General features: G+C 64.3%; 13 protein-coding genes. 7 read left to right on the top strand and 6 right to left on the bottom strand.

Features of this window, described 5'->3' with window-relative positions:
- Positions 1 to 91: 91 nt before the first annotated feature.
- Genes hisC through ACERHN_RS04930 form a run of 3 tightly spaced genes read left to right on the top strand, consistent with a single transcriptional unit; the run spans position 92 to position 2,936 of the window.
- A complete protein-coding gene (hisC, locus tag ACERHN_RS04940) occupies positions 92 to 1,180 on the top strand; it encodes a histidinol-phosphate transaminase (protein ID WP_415921539.1) in 1,089 nt (362 codons plus the stop codon).
- Entirely contained in the window at positions 1,177 to 2,088 is a 912-nt protein-coding gene (locus ACERHN_RS04935; RefSeq protein WP_415921538.1) for a prephenate/arogenate dehydrogenase family protein, read from the top strand. Before hisC ends, ACERHN_RS04935 begins: the two co-directional genes overlap by 4 nt.
- The gene (locus ACERHN_RS04930) at positions 2,085 to 2,936 is read left to right on the top strand and encodes an extensin family protein (protein WP_415921537.1); all 852 of its coding nucleotides are present in this window, start codon (positions 2,085 to 2,087) and stop codon (positions 2,934 to 2,936) included. The genes ACERHN_RS04935 and ACERHN_RS04930 overlap by 4 nt, the downstream gene beginning before the upstream one ends.
- Positions 2,937 to 2,988: 52 nt before the next feature.
- On the opposite strand, the gene ACERHN_RS04925 is transcribed toward ACERHN_RS04930, so the two are convergent.
- The gene (locus tag ACERHN_RS04925; RefSeq protein WP_415921536.1) at positions 2,989 to 3,987 is read right to left on the bottom strand and encodes a DUF2125 domain-containing protein; all 999 of its coding nucleotides are present in this window, start codon (positions 3,985 to 3,987) and stop codon (positions 2,989 to 2,991) included.
- Positions 3,988 to 4,052: 65 nt separating this feature from the next.
- On the opposite strand from ACERHN_RS04925, the gene ACERHN_RS04920 reads away from it, so the two are divergent.
- The 3 genes from ACERHN_RS04920 to ACERHN_RS04910 all read left to right on the top strand — a co-directional run bounded on the left by ACERHN_RS04920 (position 4,053) and on the right by ACERHN_RS04910 (position 8,345).
- Complete coding sequence (locus ACERHN_RS04920) at positions 4,053 to 4,595, top strand: gamma-glutamylcyclotransferase (protein ID WP_415921535.1); 543 nt, start codon at positions 4,053 to 4,055, stop codon at positions 4,593 to 4,595.
- Between the two features lie 69 nt (positions 4,596 to 4,664).
- Positions 4,665 to 5,858, top strand: coding sequence for a biopolymer transporter ExbB (locus ACERHN_RS04915; protein ID WP_415921534.1), 1,194 nt, complete (start codon positions 4,665 to 4,667; stop codon positions 5,856 to 5,858).
- 3 nt (positions 5,859 to 5,861) lie between these two features.
- Entirely contained in the window at positions 5,862 to 8,345 is a 2,484-nt protein-coding gene (locus tag ACERHN_RS04910) for a peptidoglycan -binding protein (RefSeq protein ID WP_415921533.1), read from the top strand.
- Positions 8,346 to 8,350: 5 nt separating this feature from the next.
- Here ACERHN_RS04910 and ACERHN_RS04905 read toward each other — a convergent pair whose 3' ends face one another.
- From ACERHN_RS04905 to gloB, 3 genes are all read right to left on the bottom strand, one after another.
- Positions 8,351 to 9,322 (bottom strand): M23 family metallopeptidase, encoded by a 972-nt coding sequence (locus ACERHN_RS04905; protein ID WP_415921532.1) that lies wholly within the window; start codon positions 9,320 to 9,322, stop codon positions 8,351 to 8,353.
- A complete protein-coding gene (gene clpA, locus ACERHN_RS04900; RefSeq protein ID WP_415921531.1) occupies positions 9,322 to 11,643 on the bottom strand; it encodes an ATP-dependent Clp protease ATP-binding subunit ClpA in 2,322 nt (773 codons plus the stop codon). Before clpA ends, ACERHN_RS04905 begins: the two co-directional genes overlap by 1 nt.
- A 195-nt stretch (positions 11,644 to 11,838) precedes the next feature.
- Positions 11,839 to 12,606 (bottom strand): hydroxyacylglutathione hydrolase, encoded by a 768-nt coding sequence (gene gloB, locus ACERHN_RS04895; protein ID WP_415921530.1) that lies wholly within the window; start codon positions 12,604 to 12,606, stop codon positions 11,839 to 11,841.
- 70 nt (positions 12,607 to 12,676) lie between these two features.
- Between gloB and ACERHN_RS04890 the strand changes: the two genes are divergently transcribed.
- Positions 12,677 to 13,420 carry a hypothetical protein gene (locus tag ACERHN_RS04890; RefSeq protein WP_415921529.1) on the top strand — a complete coding sequence of 248 codons (744 nt, stop codon included), beginning with the start codon at positions 12,677 to 12,679 and terminating at the stop codon, positions 13,418 to 13,420.
- A gap of 199 nt (positions 13,421 to 13,619) precedes the next feature.
- Here the strand turns inward: ACERHN_RS04890 and ACERHN_RS04885 are convergent, their stop codons facing one another.
- Together ACERHN_RS04885 and ACERHN_RS04880 are read right to left on the bottom strand one after the other, a co-directional pair.
- Entirely contained in the window at positions 13,620 to 14,582 is a 963-nt protein-coding gene (locus tag ACERHN_RS04885; RefSeq protein ID WP_415921528.1) for an ABC transporter ATP-binding protein, read from the bottom strand.
- Positions 14,582 to 15,562, bottom strand: coding sequence for an ABC transporter ATP-binding protein (locus ACERHN_RS04880; RefSeq protein ID WP_415921527.1), 981 nt, complete (start codon positions 15,560 to 15,562; stop codon positions 14,582 to 14,584). The genes ACERHN_RS04885 and ACERHN_RS04880 overlap by 1 nt, the downstream gene beginning before the upstream one ends.
- Positions 15,563 to 15,601: the final 39 nt, after the last annotated feature.

The raw sequence follows: 15,601 nt of genomic DNA, 5'->3' as shown, positions 1-15,601 counted from the left end.
TTGCATCAGCCTAGCACGGATGCCGCGCGTTTTGTCACTGGCGCCTGCGGGCGACGGGGCCTAAAACCGCGGGGCAATGCACGAGGTTACGATGACAACGCCGACACCACAGCCCGGGATTATGGAGATTGCGCTTTACCAAGGCGGGCAATCCCATCTGGCAGGCGTGCGCGACGTGCTGAAACTCAGCTCGAATGAGAACCCCGCCGGGCCGCCGCCCGCCGCGATTGCGGCCTTGCAGGACGCTGCAACCCGGATGCATCTCTATCCGTCGACAGATCATGCGCCCTTGCGCGCCGCAATCGGCGAGGTCTGGGGCGTGGACCCGGATCGCGTGATCTGTGGCGTGGGGTCGGATGAGGTCTTGCAGTTTGTCACACAAGCCTTTGCGGGACCGGGGGATGAGATCATCCATACCGAGCATGGGTTTTCGATGTATCCGATCCTGACCCATATGTGTGGTGCAACGCCGGTGCGTGTGCCCGAACGGGAGCGGATGGTGGATGTGGATGCAATCCTTGATGCGGTGACCGAACGGACGCGGGTCGTGTTCCTGACGAACCCGGGCAATCCGACGGGCACCCGCATTCCCGATGCAGATATCGTGCGGCTCGCTGACGGCCTGCCGACATCGGTGATCCTCGTGATTGACGGGGCTTATACCGAATATTCTGACGGCTCGGATGGTGGGCTTTCCCTTGCGGAGACGCGGGACAACGTTCTGATGACGCGCACTTTTTCCAAGATCTACGGTCTGGGCGGGTTGCGCGTTGGCTGGGGATACGGGGCGCGGGCGATGATCGATGTGATGACGCGCATCCGACAACCGTTCAACCTGTCCCTGCCTGCGCTTGCCGCCGCCGAAGCGGCGGTGCGCGACGTGGCGTGGCGGGACCGTTGCGCGACCGTGAACGCGGAACAACGCGCGCGCCTGACCGGCGCGCTGCGGCAATTGGGGCTGGCCTGCGACGAAAGCCATGCCAATTTCGTACTGGCCCGCGCGGCATCCGTGGACGAGGCGGATGCGGCCGAGGCGGCGCTCAATGCCGACGGCATCATCGTGCGCCGTGTTGTCGGATACGGGTTTCCGACAGGCATCCGCATCACCGTTGGCGATGCCGCGCAGACCGGCCGTGTGATCGCCGCCTTGACGCGCTGGCGCGAGGAGGCCGTGGCATGATCTACAAGCGCGTTGCCCTGATCGGGCTGGGCCTGATTGCGTCGTCGATGTTCTGGGCGATGCGGCGGGGGAATCTCGCCGGTGAGGTGACCGGCTATGCCCGCAGTGCCGAGACGCGCGACACCGCGCGCCGGATCGGTCTGTGCGACCGGGTGTGCGACAGCATCGCCGAAGCGGTCGACGGGGCGGACCTTGTGGTGCTGGCGGTGCCTGTGGGTGTCATGGGGGCCGTCGCTGCGGAGGTCGCGCAGCATCTGGCCCCCGGTGCGACGGTCACGGATGTGGGGTCTGTCAAGCGAGAGGTGATCGACGCGGTCGGTCCGCATTTGCCCGAAGGCGTGCATTTTGTGCCGGGCCACCCGGTCGCCGGAACCGAACATTCGGGACCCGAAAGCGGGTTTGCGACGCTTTTTGACAACCGGTGGTGCCTGTTGACGCCCGTACCGGGCAGCGACGCGGACGCCGTGGCGCGGCTGCGCGCGGTCTGGGAACGCATCGGGTCCAATGTCGAAGAGATGGACCCCGATCACCATGACCTCGTGCTGGCCGTGACAAGCCATGCGCCGCACCTGATTGCGTATACGATGGTGGGGGTCGCCGATGACCTGCGGCGCGTCACGGACAGCGAAGTCATCAAGTATTCAGCGGCAGGATTTCGGGATTTCACCCGGATTGCGGCCAGCGATCCGACTATGTGGCGTGACGTGTTTCTGAACAACAAGGAAGCGACGCTGGAAATCCTCGGGCGGTTCACCGAAGAGCTGTTTGCGTTGCAGCGCGCGATCCGGACGGGCGATGGCGACCACCTGCACGACTATTTTACCCGGACGCGCGCAATCCGGCGGGGCATTATCGAGGCGGGGCAGGACACGGACGCGCCGAATTTTGGCCGCGGGAGCGGGACGTGAAAGCGGTTCTGCTGGGACTGGCTGTCTATGCGGGCGCGGCCTTTGCCGGGCCGGAGAGTTCCATCCGCCCCGTGGCACGCGCCGGCACGGATGCGCCCCTGTCCGTTGATATCGTGGACAACAGATCCCGCGCGCGGGTGTTGGGCGCGGTGCAGCGTCCGGTGTCGCGCCCCGGAACCAATGCGCGAAACGTGGTGGGCACGCCGGTGCCCGCGCTGGAGCAGGTTGTTGCGGCATCCGTCCTGCCGCGCAGCCGGTCGCTGCGCCCGGCCCTGCGGCCCGGATCCATCGTGCAAAAGGCATTGGCCCGTCGCGAGGCGCGGCGCAAGGGACAGGTCTGTGGTGATCCCGACCTTCAGGGTGATGAGGTGGGCTATGTCCCCGGTCGCATCGGTGGCTGCGGTATTGAGCAGGCGGTGCGGCTGCGATCCGTGTCCGGCGTCAGGCTGAGCCAGTCGGCGCTGATGGATTGCAACACGGCGCGGGCGTTGAAGCAATGGACCGAGACGGGGGCCAAGCCCGCGTTGCGCAACACGGGCGGCGGATTGGCGGGATACCGTGTGGCGGCGCATTACGCCTGCCGCACCCGCAACAATCAACCGGGCGCCCGGATTTCGGAACATGGGCGGGGGCGGGCCATCGACATATCCGGCTTTGCCCTGCAGGACGGGACGCAGCTTACGGTGCTGAACGACTGGAATTCGCGTCACGCCCGTGCGCTGCGGTCGATGCACAAGGCGGCATGCGGTCCGTTTGGCACGGTCCTTGGGCCGGGGTCGGATCGGTTTCACCGGGACCATTTCCATTTTGACACGGCACGGTATCGCAGCGGGCCGTATTGCCGGTGAGGACGGACTGGGGCTCTGCCCCAGACCCCGTGGTATTTCCGGCCAGAAGAAACTAGCGCAGGATCAAGCGCGGGGCTGGAGCGATGGGGATGAACCCCAGCATGACCGTGCCATCGCGCAAGGTCAGGTCCACATCGAGGGTCGACGCGTTGCCGGAGGCGCGTGCCACAGCGCCGAGGATGCTTTCGGCCTGGCCGCGCAGGCCGGAGGGAAGGGCACCGGCCGCTTCGGCGATGTCGAGCATTGTTTGCCAGTTTTCAGCCTGCAGCGAGACGGTGCCGGTCGCCGCCCCGGCGGCGTCAATGGTCAGGTCTGCTGCGAGGTTGAGGCTGAGCGTGCCCCAGCGGGCTTCGGCCAGGTCTAGGCGTATAGCACGGGGTTGGGGCCTGCGGTCGTTGAGCGCGCGGCGGTCCCAGGGGCGGTCAAAGGTGACCATGGCCCGCAGCTGGAGACTGTCAAACGCGGTCGGGACCCCGTCGGGCAGCCGCAAGCCACGCCGGGTCGCGGGACCGGGGGAGAAGCGGTTGGCCTGCGCTCTGAAGTCATAGGTCGGGCCGTTTGTGCGGGTCATCGTCAGCGTGAGGTCGTCGGCCTGTGCCTGAATGCCTGCGGAATCCGACACTTCCCATGGCCCTGCGGTCCAGCCGAGTGCGTCCAGCTCAAACGCCGTGCCGGGTTTGAGCTCCATCGCCATCACGCCGCGTTCCATGTCCAGCTGTGACCGGCCCAGCGGAGAGGCCAGCAGGATGGGGCCATCGTCGAGGGTCACGGTGACATCGCCGGGCCACCATGCCGGGGCCGAGATGGCCAGCGCATCCGTGCGCACGGCAAGCCCGGTCTCCGGATCCGCCAGCGCCAGATCGTGGAGCGTGGCCTGTAGAGCCACCGGAAAGCCGCCGCCTGTCACATCGGTCACCTCGGCCTGCCAGCCCTCGGCGGTGCGCGCGTCGAGCCAGGCGGCGATGCCGCGGTGCAGACCCGCAGATGCCGCCCACCACCAGCCACACCACGCCAATGCCAGCAGTGCAAAAATCCAGATCAGCCTGCGCATGAGGGCCCTTTCCCTTTGTCTGGATTTCAGGTCTACCGCAGGGCGCAAAGGAAGGACCAGTGGCAATGGTGCAGAGCAGCGAGATGTGGGTTTTCGGCTACGGCAGCCTGCTGTGGAACCCAGGGTTCGAAGTGTCCGAAACGGTGGGCGCGACGCTGGGCGGTTATCACCGGTCGTTCTGCATGCGCTCAATCCATCACCGTGGGTCCGAGGCCGAGCCGGGGCTGGTCCTTGCACTGGATGCTGAGGAAGACGCGGCATGCACCGGTGTGGCGCTGCGCGCAGCACCGGGGACGGAGGCGGCTACGCTTGCCTATCTGCGGGAACGCGAATTGATTTCATCGGCCTATCTGGAGCGGGTATTGCCCGTCACGCTGGTGGACGGGCGGGTGGTCGAGGCGTTGGCCTATGTGATCGACCCCGAGCACGTGCAATATTGTGGCGGGCTGCCGCTTGAGGAACAGGCCCAGATCATTGCCCATGCGGTTGGCGGTCGGGGGCCCAACTCCGAATACCTGTACAACACGGCGCAACATCTGCGCGACATTGGTATCCCCGATGCGGACCTCGATTGGTTGTGTCGCCGCGTTGCAGCGCTGACGGCATAAATCCTTGGCGCTTCTGCCGAAAACCCGGTAGATTGCGGCCAAGAGCAGACACATACAGAGGTTTGGGGCGTGGCCGAAGCGCAGACGACACCCGAGGCACAACCGCATTTTTCGCAGCCGTTCAATCAGATCGCTCTGATGCTGATCGTGCTTGGCCTGTCGGGGTTTGGCGCGGTGGTTGCATTGCCGCGTGTTCTGCCGGTGTTTCAGGCGAACCCGTATCTGAACGGGTTCATCATGTTCGTGTTTGTGATCGGCGTGCTGGCCTGTTTCTTCATGGTGTACCAGCTTGTGATTTCGGTGCGCTGGATCGAACAGTTCGCCTCTGGCGGGCCGGGCGCGCAGGCCAAGGCGCCGCAATTGCTGGCGTCGCTTGCGTCGTTGCTGCGCTCACGCGGTGCACGCATGCAGCTTTCGGCGTCCTCCACACGGTCCATTCTGGATTCTGTTGCCACGCGGATCGACGAGGTCCGAGAGATCACGCGTTACATCGTCAACATGCTGATTTTCTTGGGTCTTTTAGGTACATTTTACGGCCTTGCGACCACTGTTCCGGCGGTGGTCGACACGATCCGCAGCCTTGCGCCGCAGGATGGTGAGGGCGGGGTCGAGGTGTTCAATCGCCTGATGACCGGGCTTGAAGCGCAGCTGGGCGGCATGGGCGTGGCATTTGCCTCGTCCCTTCTGGGGTTGGCGGGGTCGTTGATTGTCGGGTTGCTGGAGCTTTTTGCAGGGCACGGGCAAAACCGGTTCTACCGCGAGCTTGAGGAATGGCTGAGTTCGATCACGCGCGTGGGTCTCAGCGCAGAGGGCGAAGGCAGCAATGACAGCAACGCGATGGCCGGTGTCATCGACCATCTGGCCGAACAGATGGAAAGCCTGCAAACCATGTTCACGCAATCGGACGTCAGCCGGTCGATCGTGGACGAAAAGCTGGGCACGCTTGCGGACGCGATCGACCGCATGACGCGTCAGATGCAGGGCTCCGGTGCGGATGCAAGCGCGCTGTTGCGCGTGGCCGAAGGACAGGAACGGTTGATTGCGCTGATGGAAGCGCAGGGCACAGGCGACGGGATCGACCCGGAAAGCCGGATGCGCCTGCGGTCGATTGACGTCCAGATGCTGCGTATCCTCGAAGAGATCAGCGCCGGGCGTCAGGAAAGCATGGCCGCCCTGCGCACCGACATTTCGGCACTGGCGCAGGCGTTGAGCCAACCGCGTGGCCAGGGGCGCAAACCACGCGGCCCGGTCGGGGACGGCTAGGCCATGGCACTGTCGCGACGCACCGGACAACGCTTCCAGAATTCGATCTGGCCGGGCTTTGTCGATGCGATGACGGGCCTGCTGCTGGTTCTGATGTTTGTGCTGACCATCTTCATGGTGGTGCAATTCGTGTTGCGCGAAACGATTTCCGGACAAGAGGATGAGCTGAACCAACTGGCGGGCGAAGTGGCTGCCCTGGCGCAGGCGCTTGGCCTTGAGGAAACGCGGGCCAATCAGCTTGATGCGCGGTTGGGTGCGCTCAACAGCTCGCTCAATGATGCCCAGTCGCAGGTGGCGGAACAGGCGCAGACCATCGCGGCGCTCACCGCGGACCGCGATGCGCAAGTGGCCGCGCTGGAGACGGCGCGTACGCAGATCACGCGGTTCGAGGCGCAGGTTGCGGCGCTGATCGCGGAGCGGGACGGCGCGCTGGACCAGGTGGCGGGGCTGGAGGGGGAGCAGGCGCGGCTTTTGTCCGAACAGGAGGCGCTGAACCTTGCCCTTGCGCAGGCCCGTGATGAAATCGACGCCGGCACTGAAGCGGCCCGACTGGCCGCTGCACGCACGGAGGCGTTGCAGGCGCTGATCGCGGACCTGCGCACACGAAATGCAGACAGCGCAGCCGAAGCGACAGCGTTGCAGGCGGATCTGACTGCGGCGCAGGAGGCTCTGAGCGCAGAGGAAGCGGCGCGCCTGGCCGAAGCGGCTGCGGCGGAGGCGCTGCGCGCCCGGCTGGAAAACGCAGACGCTGAGTTGACCGCGATGACCCTCGCGCTCGAAGCGCAGCGGCAGGAGGCGGAGGACACGCTGACCCTGTTGGCCGCAGCGCGCGCCGCGAACGAAGATCTGGATGCGCAATTGGCCGCGGCGTTGCTCGCGACAGACACGGCGCAGGGCTCTGCCACCGAAGCGGCGGCGCGGATCACAGCGCTTGAGGCGGATGTGCGCACAGCGCTGGCCGCATTGGAGGCCGCGCAATCGGACAACGCGCAGCTTGAGACCACCCGTGCCACTCTCGAGACGCAATTGGCCGCAGCGCTCTTGTCGTCGGAGGAGGGGGCTGCAGCGGCCTTTGACCTGCAGGATCAACTGGCGCGCGCGCTCTCGGCTCTGGACGATCGCACGGCCGAGGCGGCAACGCTTACCGCACGGCTGGCCGCGGTTGAGGAAACGCTCGACGGTCGCACTGCGACCACGGCTGAATTGCAAACCGCGCTCAATGCCGCTGAGGCTGATCTGGCGGCACAGCGGGACCGGATCACGGGCCTCGAAGCGCAGCGGGACAGCGCCGAGGCCGCGCGTGCGGCATCCGCGGAAGAGGTCGCAGCGGTCTCGGCCCGTCTGACCGCGATAGAGGCGCAATTGGCCGCCTCCGAACTGGAGTTGACGGATGTGCGCGACCGGTTGGCCGCGGCTGTGGCCGCGCGCACAACTGCGGATGCACGCGTCACCGCGCAGGCCGCAGATCTGGAAACGCTGCGGATTGAGCTGGCGACAGCGATTGCCGCCCGCGACGCCGCCCTTGCGGATGCAGATGCGGCGGGCAATTCAAATGCCGGTGTTCGGGAGCAGTTGGCCGCAGCGCTTGCGGCCAAACTTGCGGCGGAGACGGAGCTGGCCACGCTGTCGACAGATACGGCAGAGGTGCGCGCACAGCTCACCGCAGCGTTGGCTGCACGTGCGCAGAGCGACGCGGACCTTGATGCGGCCCGTTCCGCTGCGGAAGAGCGCGCCGCGCTGCTGGCGGCGGCGCGTGATGCGCTCAGCGCCGAGGAGGCGGCAACGCTTGAAGCACAGCGCCAGACGGAGCTGTTGAACCAGCAGGTCGCAGCACTGCGCGAACAGTTGGGGCAGTTGCAATCACTGCTGGATGATGCGGTGGCGCGAGACGCTGCGCAGGATGTGCAGCTCGCCACCTTGGGGCAAGACCTGAACACGGCACTGGCGCGCGCCGCACTCGAAGAACGGCGCCGTCGCGCATTGGAAGAGGCCGAACGCAAGCGGCTCGAGGCGCAGGCGCAGGATCTCGAACGGTATCGTTCGGAATTCTTTGGACAATTGCGGGATGTCCTGGGCGCGCAGGAGGGCGTGCGGATCGTCGGCGACCGCTTTGTCTTTTCCTCCGAAGTGCTGTTCCCGCCGGGTCAGGCCGAATTGTCTGACGCGGGGCGGGCTGAGATCGCCAAGATCGCAGGTATCCTGCGTGAGATTGCCGGCGATATTCCCGAAGACATCGACTGGGTTCTGCAAGTGGACGGTCACACGGACAACATCCCGCTGTCGGGCCTCGGCGAATTTGCCGACAACTGGGAGCTGAGCCAGGCGCGGGCTTTGTCCGTGGTGCTTTACATGATCAACTTCCTCGGTCTGCCGCCCAATCGTTTGTCCGCCAACGGCTTTGGCCAGTATCAACCGATCGACACGGCGGACACCGCGGCGGCGCGCGCGCAAAACCGGCGGATCGAGTTGAAGTTTACCGAAAAGTAAGGGGATCAGCGGATGATCACGCTGCCCGTTCTTGTGCTGATCACCTGACCTTTGCGCACCAGCTTTACCGTGCCTTCATAGGTGCCTTCAGGCCATCCGTCGGTGGTCAGGCGCTTGCCCACGGCACGAAACAGCTCGGCCTGCGTGCGGTCCAGGCTGACAGCGTTGTCGATGATCGTACCCGACGGTCCTTCGATGGTGAGCCGCATCCTGTCGGCGGGTTGCCCCCCCAGCACATAGCCGAACACCACGAGCGCCGGCGCATCGGGGGGCAGTGTGCCGCGTGCGGCATCGCCCGACTGAATGGCGTCGAATGATGGGACGCTGTCGGCAAAACCCACCTCCATCACTGCGCCCGGCACATAGGCCAGCGGCGCATCCCAAAGCGTATGGGCAGACGGCGCGCCGCAGGTGATCTGACCGTCGGGGTCAAATGGATCGACCACCGCGCCATCCTTGCGCACTGTGACATGGACATGCGGAAAGGCGGTTTGGCCAGACAATCCGATCTGTCCAAGCACATCACCTGGCCGCACCTCGGCCCCTGTCCTCCGCGTGATCGAGCCACGCTTGAGGTGGCAGTATTGCGTCGTCCATCCGTCGCCATGATCCACAGAAACGCCATTGCCACAGGACCTGCCATTCAATGCGGCGGCATCTGCGGACGTGTAAACCTTGTCGGCCATTCCGTCGCGCGTGCCGGTGACCACACCGGCGGCCGCGGCCACGACATCCACGCCGTCCAGCATATCCTGCAAGGTTGCGACCCGGAAATCCGTGCCGCTGTGCCCGTCATTGGCGAGCGGTCCGCATTGAAAATCGGACCCGTCCGGGCCGGGGTCATGGTCGACGTAGTGCTGAATGAAACAGTCGTCGCCCAATGTGCAGTCCACGGGTGTCTGCAAAACGATTTCCGCCGCCGCAAGGGATCCTGCGGCGGCGGAAAACATCAATGCTGCGACATGTGCCGCCCGCATTATTCCGCGGTCAGAAGCGGCGGCTTGTCGCCCGAAATGCGCGGTTTGTCCGGCCCTTCGAGTTTCAGGTCCAGCTTGCCGTTCTTCACGCCAACCTTGACCACGCCACCTTTCATCAACTTGCCAAAGAGCAGTTCTTCGGCGAGCGGTTTCTTGATGTGCTCCTGTATCACGCGACCGAGGGGGCGTGCGCCCATCTTGTCGTCATAGCCCTTGTCAGCGAGCCATTCAGCGGCGGGTTTGGTCAACTCGATCGTCACGTTCCGATCCATGAGCTGCGCCTCAAGTTGCAGCACGAACTTCTCGACCACGGACAGGATTGTATCCTTGCCCAGCGGACCAAAGGAGATCACCGCATCCAAACGGTTGCGGAATTCCGGCGTGAACGTGCGTTCGATGGCAGCCGTATCCTCGCCCTCGCGCCGATCGCGACCAAAGCCGATGGCGGCCTTGGCCATATCGGCAGCACCCGCGTTCGACGTCATGATCAGGATCACATTGCGGAAGTCCACCGAACGTCCGTTGTGATCGGTCAGTTTGCCGTGGTCCATCACCTGCAACAGGATGTTGAACACATCCGGGTGCGCCTTTTCGATCTCGTCGAGCAGGAGCACGCAGTGCGGATGCTGGTCCACGCCATCGGTGAGCATGCCACCCTGATCAAACCCAACATAGCCGGGAGGCGCGCCGATCAGGCGCGACACTGCGTGTTTCTCCATGTACTCCGACATGTCGAAACGCAGCATCTCCACACCCAGCGTATCTGCCAGTTGCTTGGCCACTTCGGTCTTGCCGACACCCGTGGGCCCGGCAAACAGATAGTTGCCGATGGGCTTTTCGGGTTCGCGCAGACCGGCGCGGGCCAGTTTGATCGCCGAGGCAAGCGCCTCGATTGCTGGGTCCTGACCGAACACCACGCGCTTGAGGGACACTTCGAGGTCCTTGAGCGTCTCGGCGTCGTCCTTGCTGACGTTCTTCGGAGGAATGCGGGCGATCTTGGCCACGACATTCTCGATCTCCTTGGTGCCGATGGTCTTGCGCCGTTTGGCTGCCGCCACAAGGTGCTGCGCCGCGCCCGCCTCATCAATGACGTCGATAGCTGAGTCAGGCAGCTTGCGGTCGTTGATATACCGGCTGGCCAGTTCGACAGAGGTCTTGATCGCGTCAGAGGTGTATTTCACCCCGTGGTGATCCTCGAAATACGGTTTTAGCCCGCGCAGGATCTTTGTCGCGTCCTCTACCGACGGCTCGTTCACGTCGATCTTCTGGAACCGACGGCTGAGCGCGCGGTCCTTTTCGAAGTGCTGGCGGAACTCTTTGTAGGTGGTGGAGCCCATGGTCCGCAGCTTGCCGCCCTGCAAGGCAGGTTTCAGCAGGTTGGAGGCATCCATCGCCCCGCCTGAGGTCGCACCGGCACCGATGACCGTGTGGATTTCATCGATGAACAGCACCGCGTCATCGTGATCCTCAAGCTCGGTCACGACGGCCTTCAGCCGTTCTTCAAAATCGCCGCGGTAACGGGTCCCGGCCAACAACGCACCCATGTCGAGCGAATAGATGGTGGTGCCGGAGAGCACCTCGGGCGTTTCGCCCGCCACGATCTTGCGCGCGAGCCCTTCGGCAATCGCTGTTTTACCGACGCCGGGGTCACCCACCAGCAGCGGGTTGTTCTTGCGACGGCGGCACAGCACCTGAATGCAGCGCTCCACCTCGGAGTCGCGCCCGATCAACGGATCAATATCGCCCTCGCGGGATTTTTCGTTGAGGTCCACGCAGTACTTGGCCAGCGCGCTTTCCTTCTTCTCGCCATCGGTGACGCCTTGGGCCTCTTCCTCGGCCTCGGGCGCGCCGGAGACGGGGCGCGCCTCGCCAAAGGCGGGATCCTTGGCCACGCCATGGGCGATGAAGTTCACGGCATCGTACCGCGTCATGTCCTGCTCCTGCAGGAAGTAGGCGGCATTAGACTCGCGCTCGGCAAAGATCGCGACCAATACATTCGCACCAGTCACTTCCGTGCGGCCCGAAGACTGCACATGAATGGCGGCGCGCTGGATCACGCGTTGGAACGCAGCCGTGGGCACCGCTTCGGAGCCGTCGATATCTGTTACCAAGTTAGACAAGTCGTCATCCACGAACTCTTCCAGAGTGCCGCGGAGTTCGTCCATATCCACCGAACACGCCTGCATCACGCGGCGGGCGTCGGGTTCATCCAGAAGAGCGAGCAACAGATGCTCGAGCGTTGCAAATTCGTGCCGGCGTTCGTTGGCCAGCGCAAGCGCCTGATGGATCGCTTTTTCCAGGGTCGTCGAGAATGAAGGCACAGGCGTGCTCCTTATCGCTCGGGGTCGGGGGGGCAACGAGGTATATCGAGGCCCCGAACCAACCATGGCCTCATAGCTTTAAGTTTGGTTGAAGATTGCCAAGCTTCAAGGATTTTCTTGATCTTGACACTCACAAAGATGCGCACAGAACTGTGCATTGCGGTGATTTCGGGCACGCAAAGGCCCGTCACACCCTCAAAAATTGTCCTTGCGCGTCCGAATTTCGGTGAACACATCGACCGGATCGGCCCCTTCCATGCCCAAATGGGCCTGAATGGCGGGATCATCGGCGCGCAGGAACGGGTTGGTGGCCAATTCAACAGCCAGCGTGGAGGGAACGGTCGGCTCGCCCACAGCGGTGGCGGCATCGACCAGTTGGACCCGCGATATAAGGTCGGGATTTTCAGGATCAATGGTCAGGGCGAATTTCCCGTTGGCGGCGGTGTATTCGTGGCCCGAAAAGATCACGGTATCCGGGGGCAGGGCGGCCAGCTTTTGCAGGCTGGCATACATTTGCGGCTTGGTCCCTTCGAACACGCGACCACAGCCAAGCGCCATCAGGCTGTCGGCGGTAAAGGCGGCCTGTGCCTCGGGGAAATGCAGGGCAATGTGCCCGTTGGTGTGGCCCGACACGTCAATCACGCGGCCGTCGACGGACCCGATCTCGACCCGGTCGCCTTCCTGCACCGTCAAGTCGAGCGGGGGCAGGCGTGCAACATCCGCTGCCGCCCCGATCACCCGCGCCGGAAAGCGTGACAGGATCTGCGCCAGCCCCTGCACGTGATCATCGTGATGATGGGTCAAAAAGATGTCCGACAGGATCCATCCCGTTTCATCCAGAAAATCCATGATCGGCCCCGCTTCGGGTACGTCGATCAGGCCGGTCGCACCGGTGGCGGTGTCATGGGCCAGAAAGGCGTAATTGTCGGCAAGACAGGGGATGGTCGCAATCTGGAGAGCCATGGCAAATCGCCTTTCATCTACGTAAGTATAGGCACGAGAGTGGTGCGCGCGCACCGAAAGGGCAAGACCGATGCATCTGGATGTGCAGGATCTGAGGAACTTTTATTACCGCAGCCCGCTGGGTCGGGCGGCGCAGATGTCGTTGCGTCGCCGCCTTTCGCAGCTTTGGCCGGAGGCCAAGGGGCAGACGGTGGCGGGGTTCGGCTTCGCGATCCCGTTGCTGCGGCCCTATCTGGCGGATGCGCGCCGGGTCATTGCGCTGATGCCGGGTCCGCAAGGGGTTATGCCTTGGCCTGCAAACGGGCCGAACGTTTCGGTGCTGACAGAGGAAACGTTGTGGCCGATCGAGACGGGGCATGTGGACAAGCTGATCATGCTGCACGGGCTCGAGACATCCGAACGGGCCTATGACCTGCTGGAAGAGGCGTGGCGCGTGCTGGGACCCGGCGGCAAAGCATTGTTCATCGTGCCGAACCGTGCCGGGCTGTGGTCGCGGCGCGACCGGACGCCGTTCGGGTTTGGCCGCCCCTATTCGGCGGGGCAGCTGGAGACGCAGCTGCGCAAGCACCAGTTCCTGCCGGAACGTCACCTTGGCGCACTGTACCAGTTTCCGTCGGCGCAGCGGGTGTGGATGAAGTCCGGGCCCATGTTCGAACGCATAGGCCATGCGATGCCGGGCATGTTCGCAGGCGGCGCGTTCATGGTGGAAGCGTCCAAGCTGGTCTATCCGCCCAAGGGCAAGGTGGCGCGCAGCAAGGTCAAAAAGCAGGCGATCCCCCAAGGGGTGCCAACGCCGATCGCGGGCCGAGTGTAACCGCAGAGCCGGACCATCGTTGGGCCGCGGGATGGCGATCTGACGGTCGTACAGCGCGATTTATGGGTGTCGTGGTAGCCGTACGATCATGCTGCGCGCAGCTTGCGATGTATCGCCGTGCCGGGGGGCGGCCCGGCGATGGTGCGGCGGCTTTCAGCCTTGATTCCGCACAGGTATGCACAAGCACGGCCGCTCTGCGCTACTCCGCAAAATGGCAGGCCACGCGGCTGCCGCCCACGTCGCGCAAGGCCGGGCGCTCGGCCCGGCACCGGTCCTGCGCCAGCGGGCAGCGCGGGTTGAACGCGCAGCCGGGCGGCGGGTTGATCGGGTCGGGGATTTCGCCCTGCGGCGGAGCCACCTCGCGCCCGAACCCGTCGAGCTTGGGGGCCGCCGCCAGCAGCATCTGCGTATAAGGGTGCCTGGGCGTTTCAAACAGCGTGTCTGGGTCCGCCTCTTCGACCAGCCGCCCGAGGTACAGCACCCCGATACGGTCCGCCATATGCTGCACGACCGTGAGGTCGTGACTGATGAACAGGTAGGTCAGGCCGAACTCATCCTTCAGATCGCTCATCAGGTTCAACACCTGCGCCTGCACCGACACATCCAACGCGCTCGTTGGTTCGTCGCACACGATCAGTTTCGGCTCGGACGCCAACGCCCGCGCAATGCAGATCCGCTGCCGCTGCCCACCGGAGAACTCATGGGGAAACTTGCCCGCGTCCCGCGCGCTCAACCCCACCTGCTCCAGCAGCCGTTCCGCCAGCCCCTTGGTGTCACCACCACGGGCCGCCACCGGTTCGGCGATGATGTCGCGCACCCGCCACCGCGGGTTCAAAGAGGCGTAGGGATCCTGAAAGATCATCTGGATGTCTGAGCGGATGCTTTCGATCTTGGCGGCGTCCGTTTCCGAAGCGAGATCGATACCGCGGATTTCAACATTTCCGTCCGATGGCGACAAAAGCCCGACGAGCATTTTGCCAATCGTCGATTTGCCGGACCCGCTTTCGCCCACAAGCGCATAGACCGTGCGCTCTTCGATCTCGAACGACACATCCGACACAGCCGTCAGCAGCGCCTTTGGCTTGCGTTCGATCAGCCGGTTCAGCCAGGGTTTCGACACGTCAAAGATGCGCGTGAGATTGCGGATAGAGACGATGGCCATCACGCGACCTCTTCACGCTGGATCGGGTGAAAGCACGCCGCACGGCCTGCGCCATCCTCGATCCGGGGGCCGGGGTCGGCCCGGCAGTCATCTTGCGCCAGCGGGCAGCGCGGATGGAAGGCACAGCCCGTGGGCAGACTGTCGAGGCGCGGCATCGCGCCGGGGATCTGATGCAGCCGGTCCTTGCCGCGCGACGCCAGCGGGGTCGAGCCCATGAGCCCGTCCGTGTAAGGGTGCACAGGGGCGGCCAGCACCTCGCGCACAGGGCCCAATTCGGCCAGTTGACCTGCATACATGACCGCCACGCGGTCTGCGGCCTCTGCGATCACGCCCATGTCATGCGTGATCAGCATCACGGCGGTGCCCCGGTCCCGGCAGAGCCGCTTGAGCAGGGCAATGATCTGCGCCTGCACACTCACGTCCAGCGCGGTGGTCGGCTCGTCCGCGATGATCAGGCTGGGTTCGGCACACAGTGCCAGCGCGATCACCACGCGCTGCCGCATCCCGCCGGAAAACTCGTGCGGATAGCTGTCGACCCGTTGCGCGGCACCGGGAATGCCCACTTCCTCCAGCGCGGCGATTGCGCGCTTGCGCGCCTCTGCCTGACTGATGTCGAGATGGGCCAGCATCGTTTCGGCCAACTGGTCCCCGATTTTCAAAAGCGGGTTGAGCGAGGTCAGCGGGTCCTGAAACACCATCCCGATTTCCTTGCCGCGCAGTTTGCGCAGATCGTCCCGCCGCAAATTGTCGATCCGCTGACCGTTCAGCAGTATTTCACCGGAGGCGATGTGGGCCGGCGGGTTCAAAAGGCCGATGACGGCATTGCCCGCCATGGACTTGCCCGCCCCGCTTTCCCCCACGACGCCGAGGATTTCACCAGCCGCGATATCGTAGGACACGCCATTTACGGGCCGTAGGATGCCGTGCCGCGTGGGGATATCGACCGTGAGGTTGCGGATGGACAGGATGGGTGTTGTCATCTGTGCCGTGCCGGGAAATGAGGTGTCATTGAAGTGCCT

It is taken from the genome of Tateyamaria rhodophyticola (assembly GCF_047777875.1).
Taxonomy (GTDB): domain Bacteria; phylum Pseudomonadota; class Alphaproteobacteria; order Rhodobacterales; family Rhodobacteraceae; genus Tateyamaria.
This window is presented reverse-complemented; position numbering and strand designations above follow the sequence as displayed.

Excerpts from the sequence above, each read along its gene's own strand:
- hisC (WP_415921539.1), top strand. The coding sequence starts at position 92 with ATGACAACGCCGACACCACAGCCCGGGATTATGGAGATTGCGCTTTAC.
- ACERHN_RS04935 (WP_415921538.1), top strand. The coding sequence starts at position 1,177 with ATGATCTACAAGCGCGTTGCCCTGATCGGGCTGGGCCTGATTGCGTCG.
- ACERHN_RS04925 (WP_415921536.1), bottom strand. The coding sequence starts at position 3,987 with ATGCGCAGGCTGATCTGGATTTTTGCACTGCTGGCATTGGCGTGGTGT.
- ACERHN_RS04920 (WP_415921535.1), top strand. The coding sequence starts at position 4,053 with ATGGTGCAGAGCAGCGAGATGTGGGTTTTCGGCTACGGCAGCCTGCTG.
- ACERHN_RS04910 (WP_415921533.1), top strand. The coding sequence starts at position 5,862 with ATGGCACTGTCGCGACGCACCGGACAACGCTTCCAGAATTCGATCTGG.
- ACERHN_RS04905 (WP_415921532.1), bottom strand. The coding sequence starts at position 9,322 with ATGCGGGCGGCACATGTCGCAGCATTGATGTTTTCCGCCGCCGCAGGA.
- gloB (WP_415921530.1), bottom strand. The coding sequence starts at position 12,606 with ATGGCTCTCCAGATTGCGACCATCCCCTGTCTTGCCGACAATTACGCC.
- ACERHN_RS04890 (WP_415921529.1), top strand. The coding sequence starts at position 12,677 with ATGCATCTGGATGTGCAGGATCTGAGGAACTTTTATTACCGCAGCCCG.
- ACERHN_RS04885 (WP_415921528.1), bottom strand. The coding sequence starts at position 14,582 with ATGGCCATCGTCTCTATCCGCAATCTCACGCGCATCTTTGACGTGTCG.
- ACERHN_RS04880 (WP_415921527.1), bottom strand. The coding sequence starts at position 15,562 with ATGACAACACCCATCCTGTCCATCCGCAACCTCACGGTCGATATCCCC.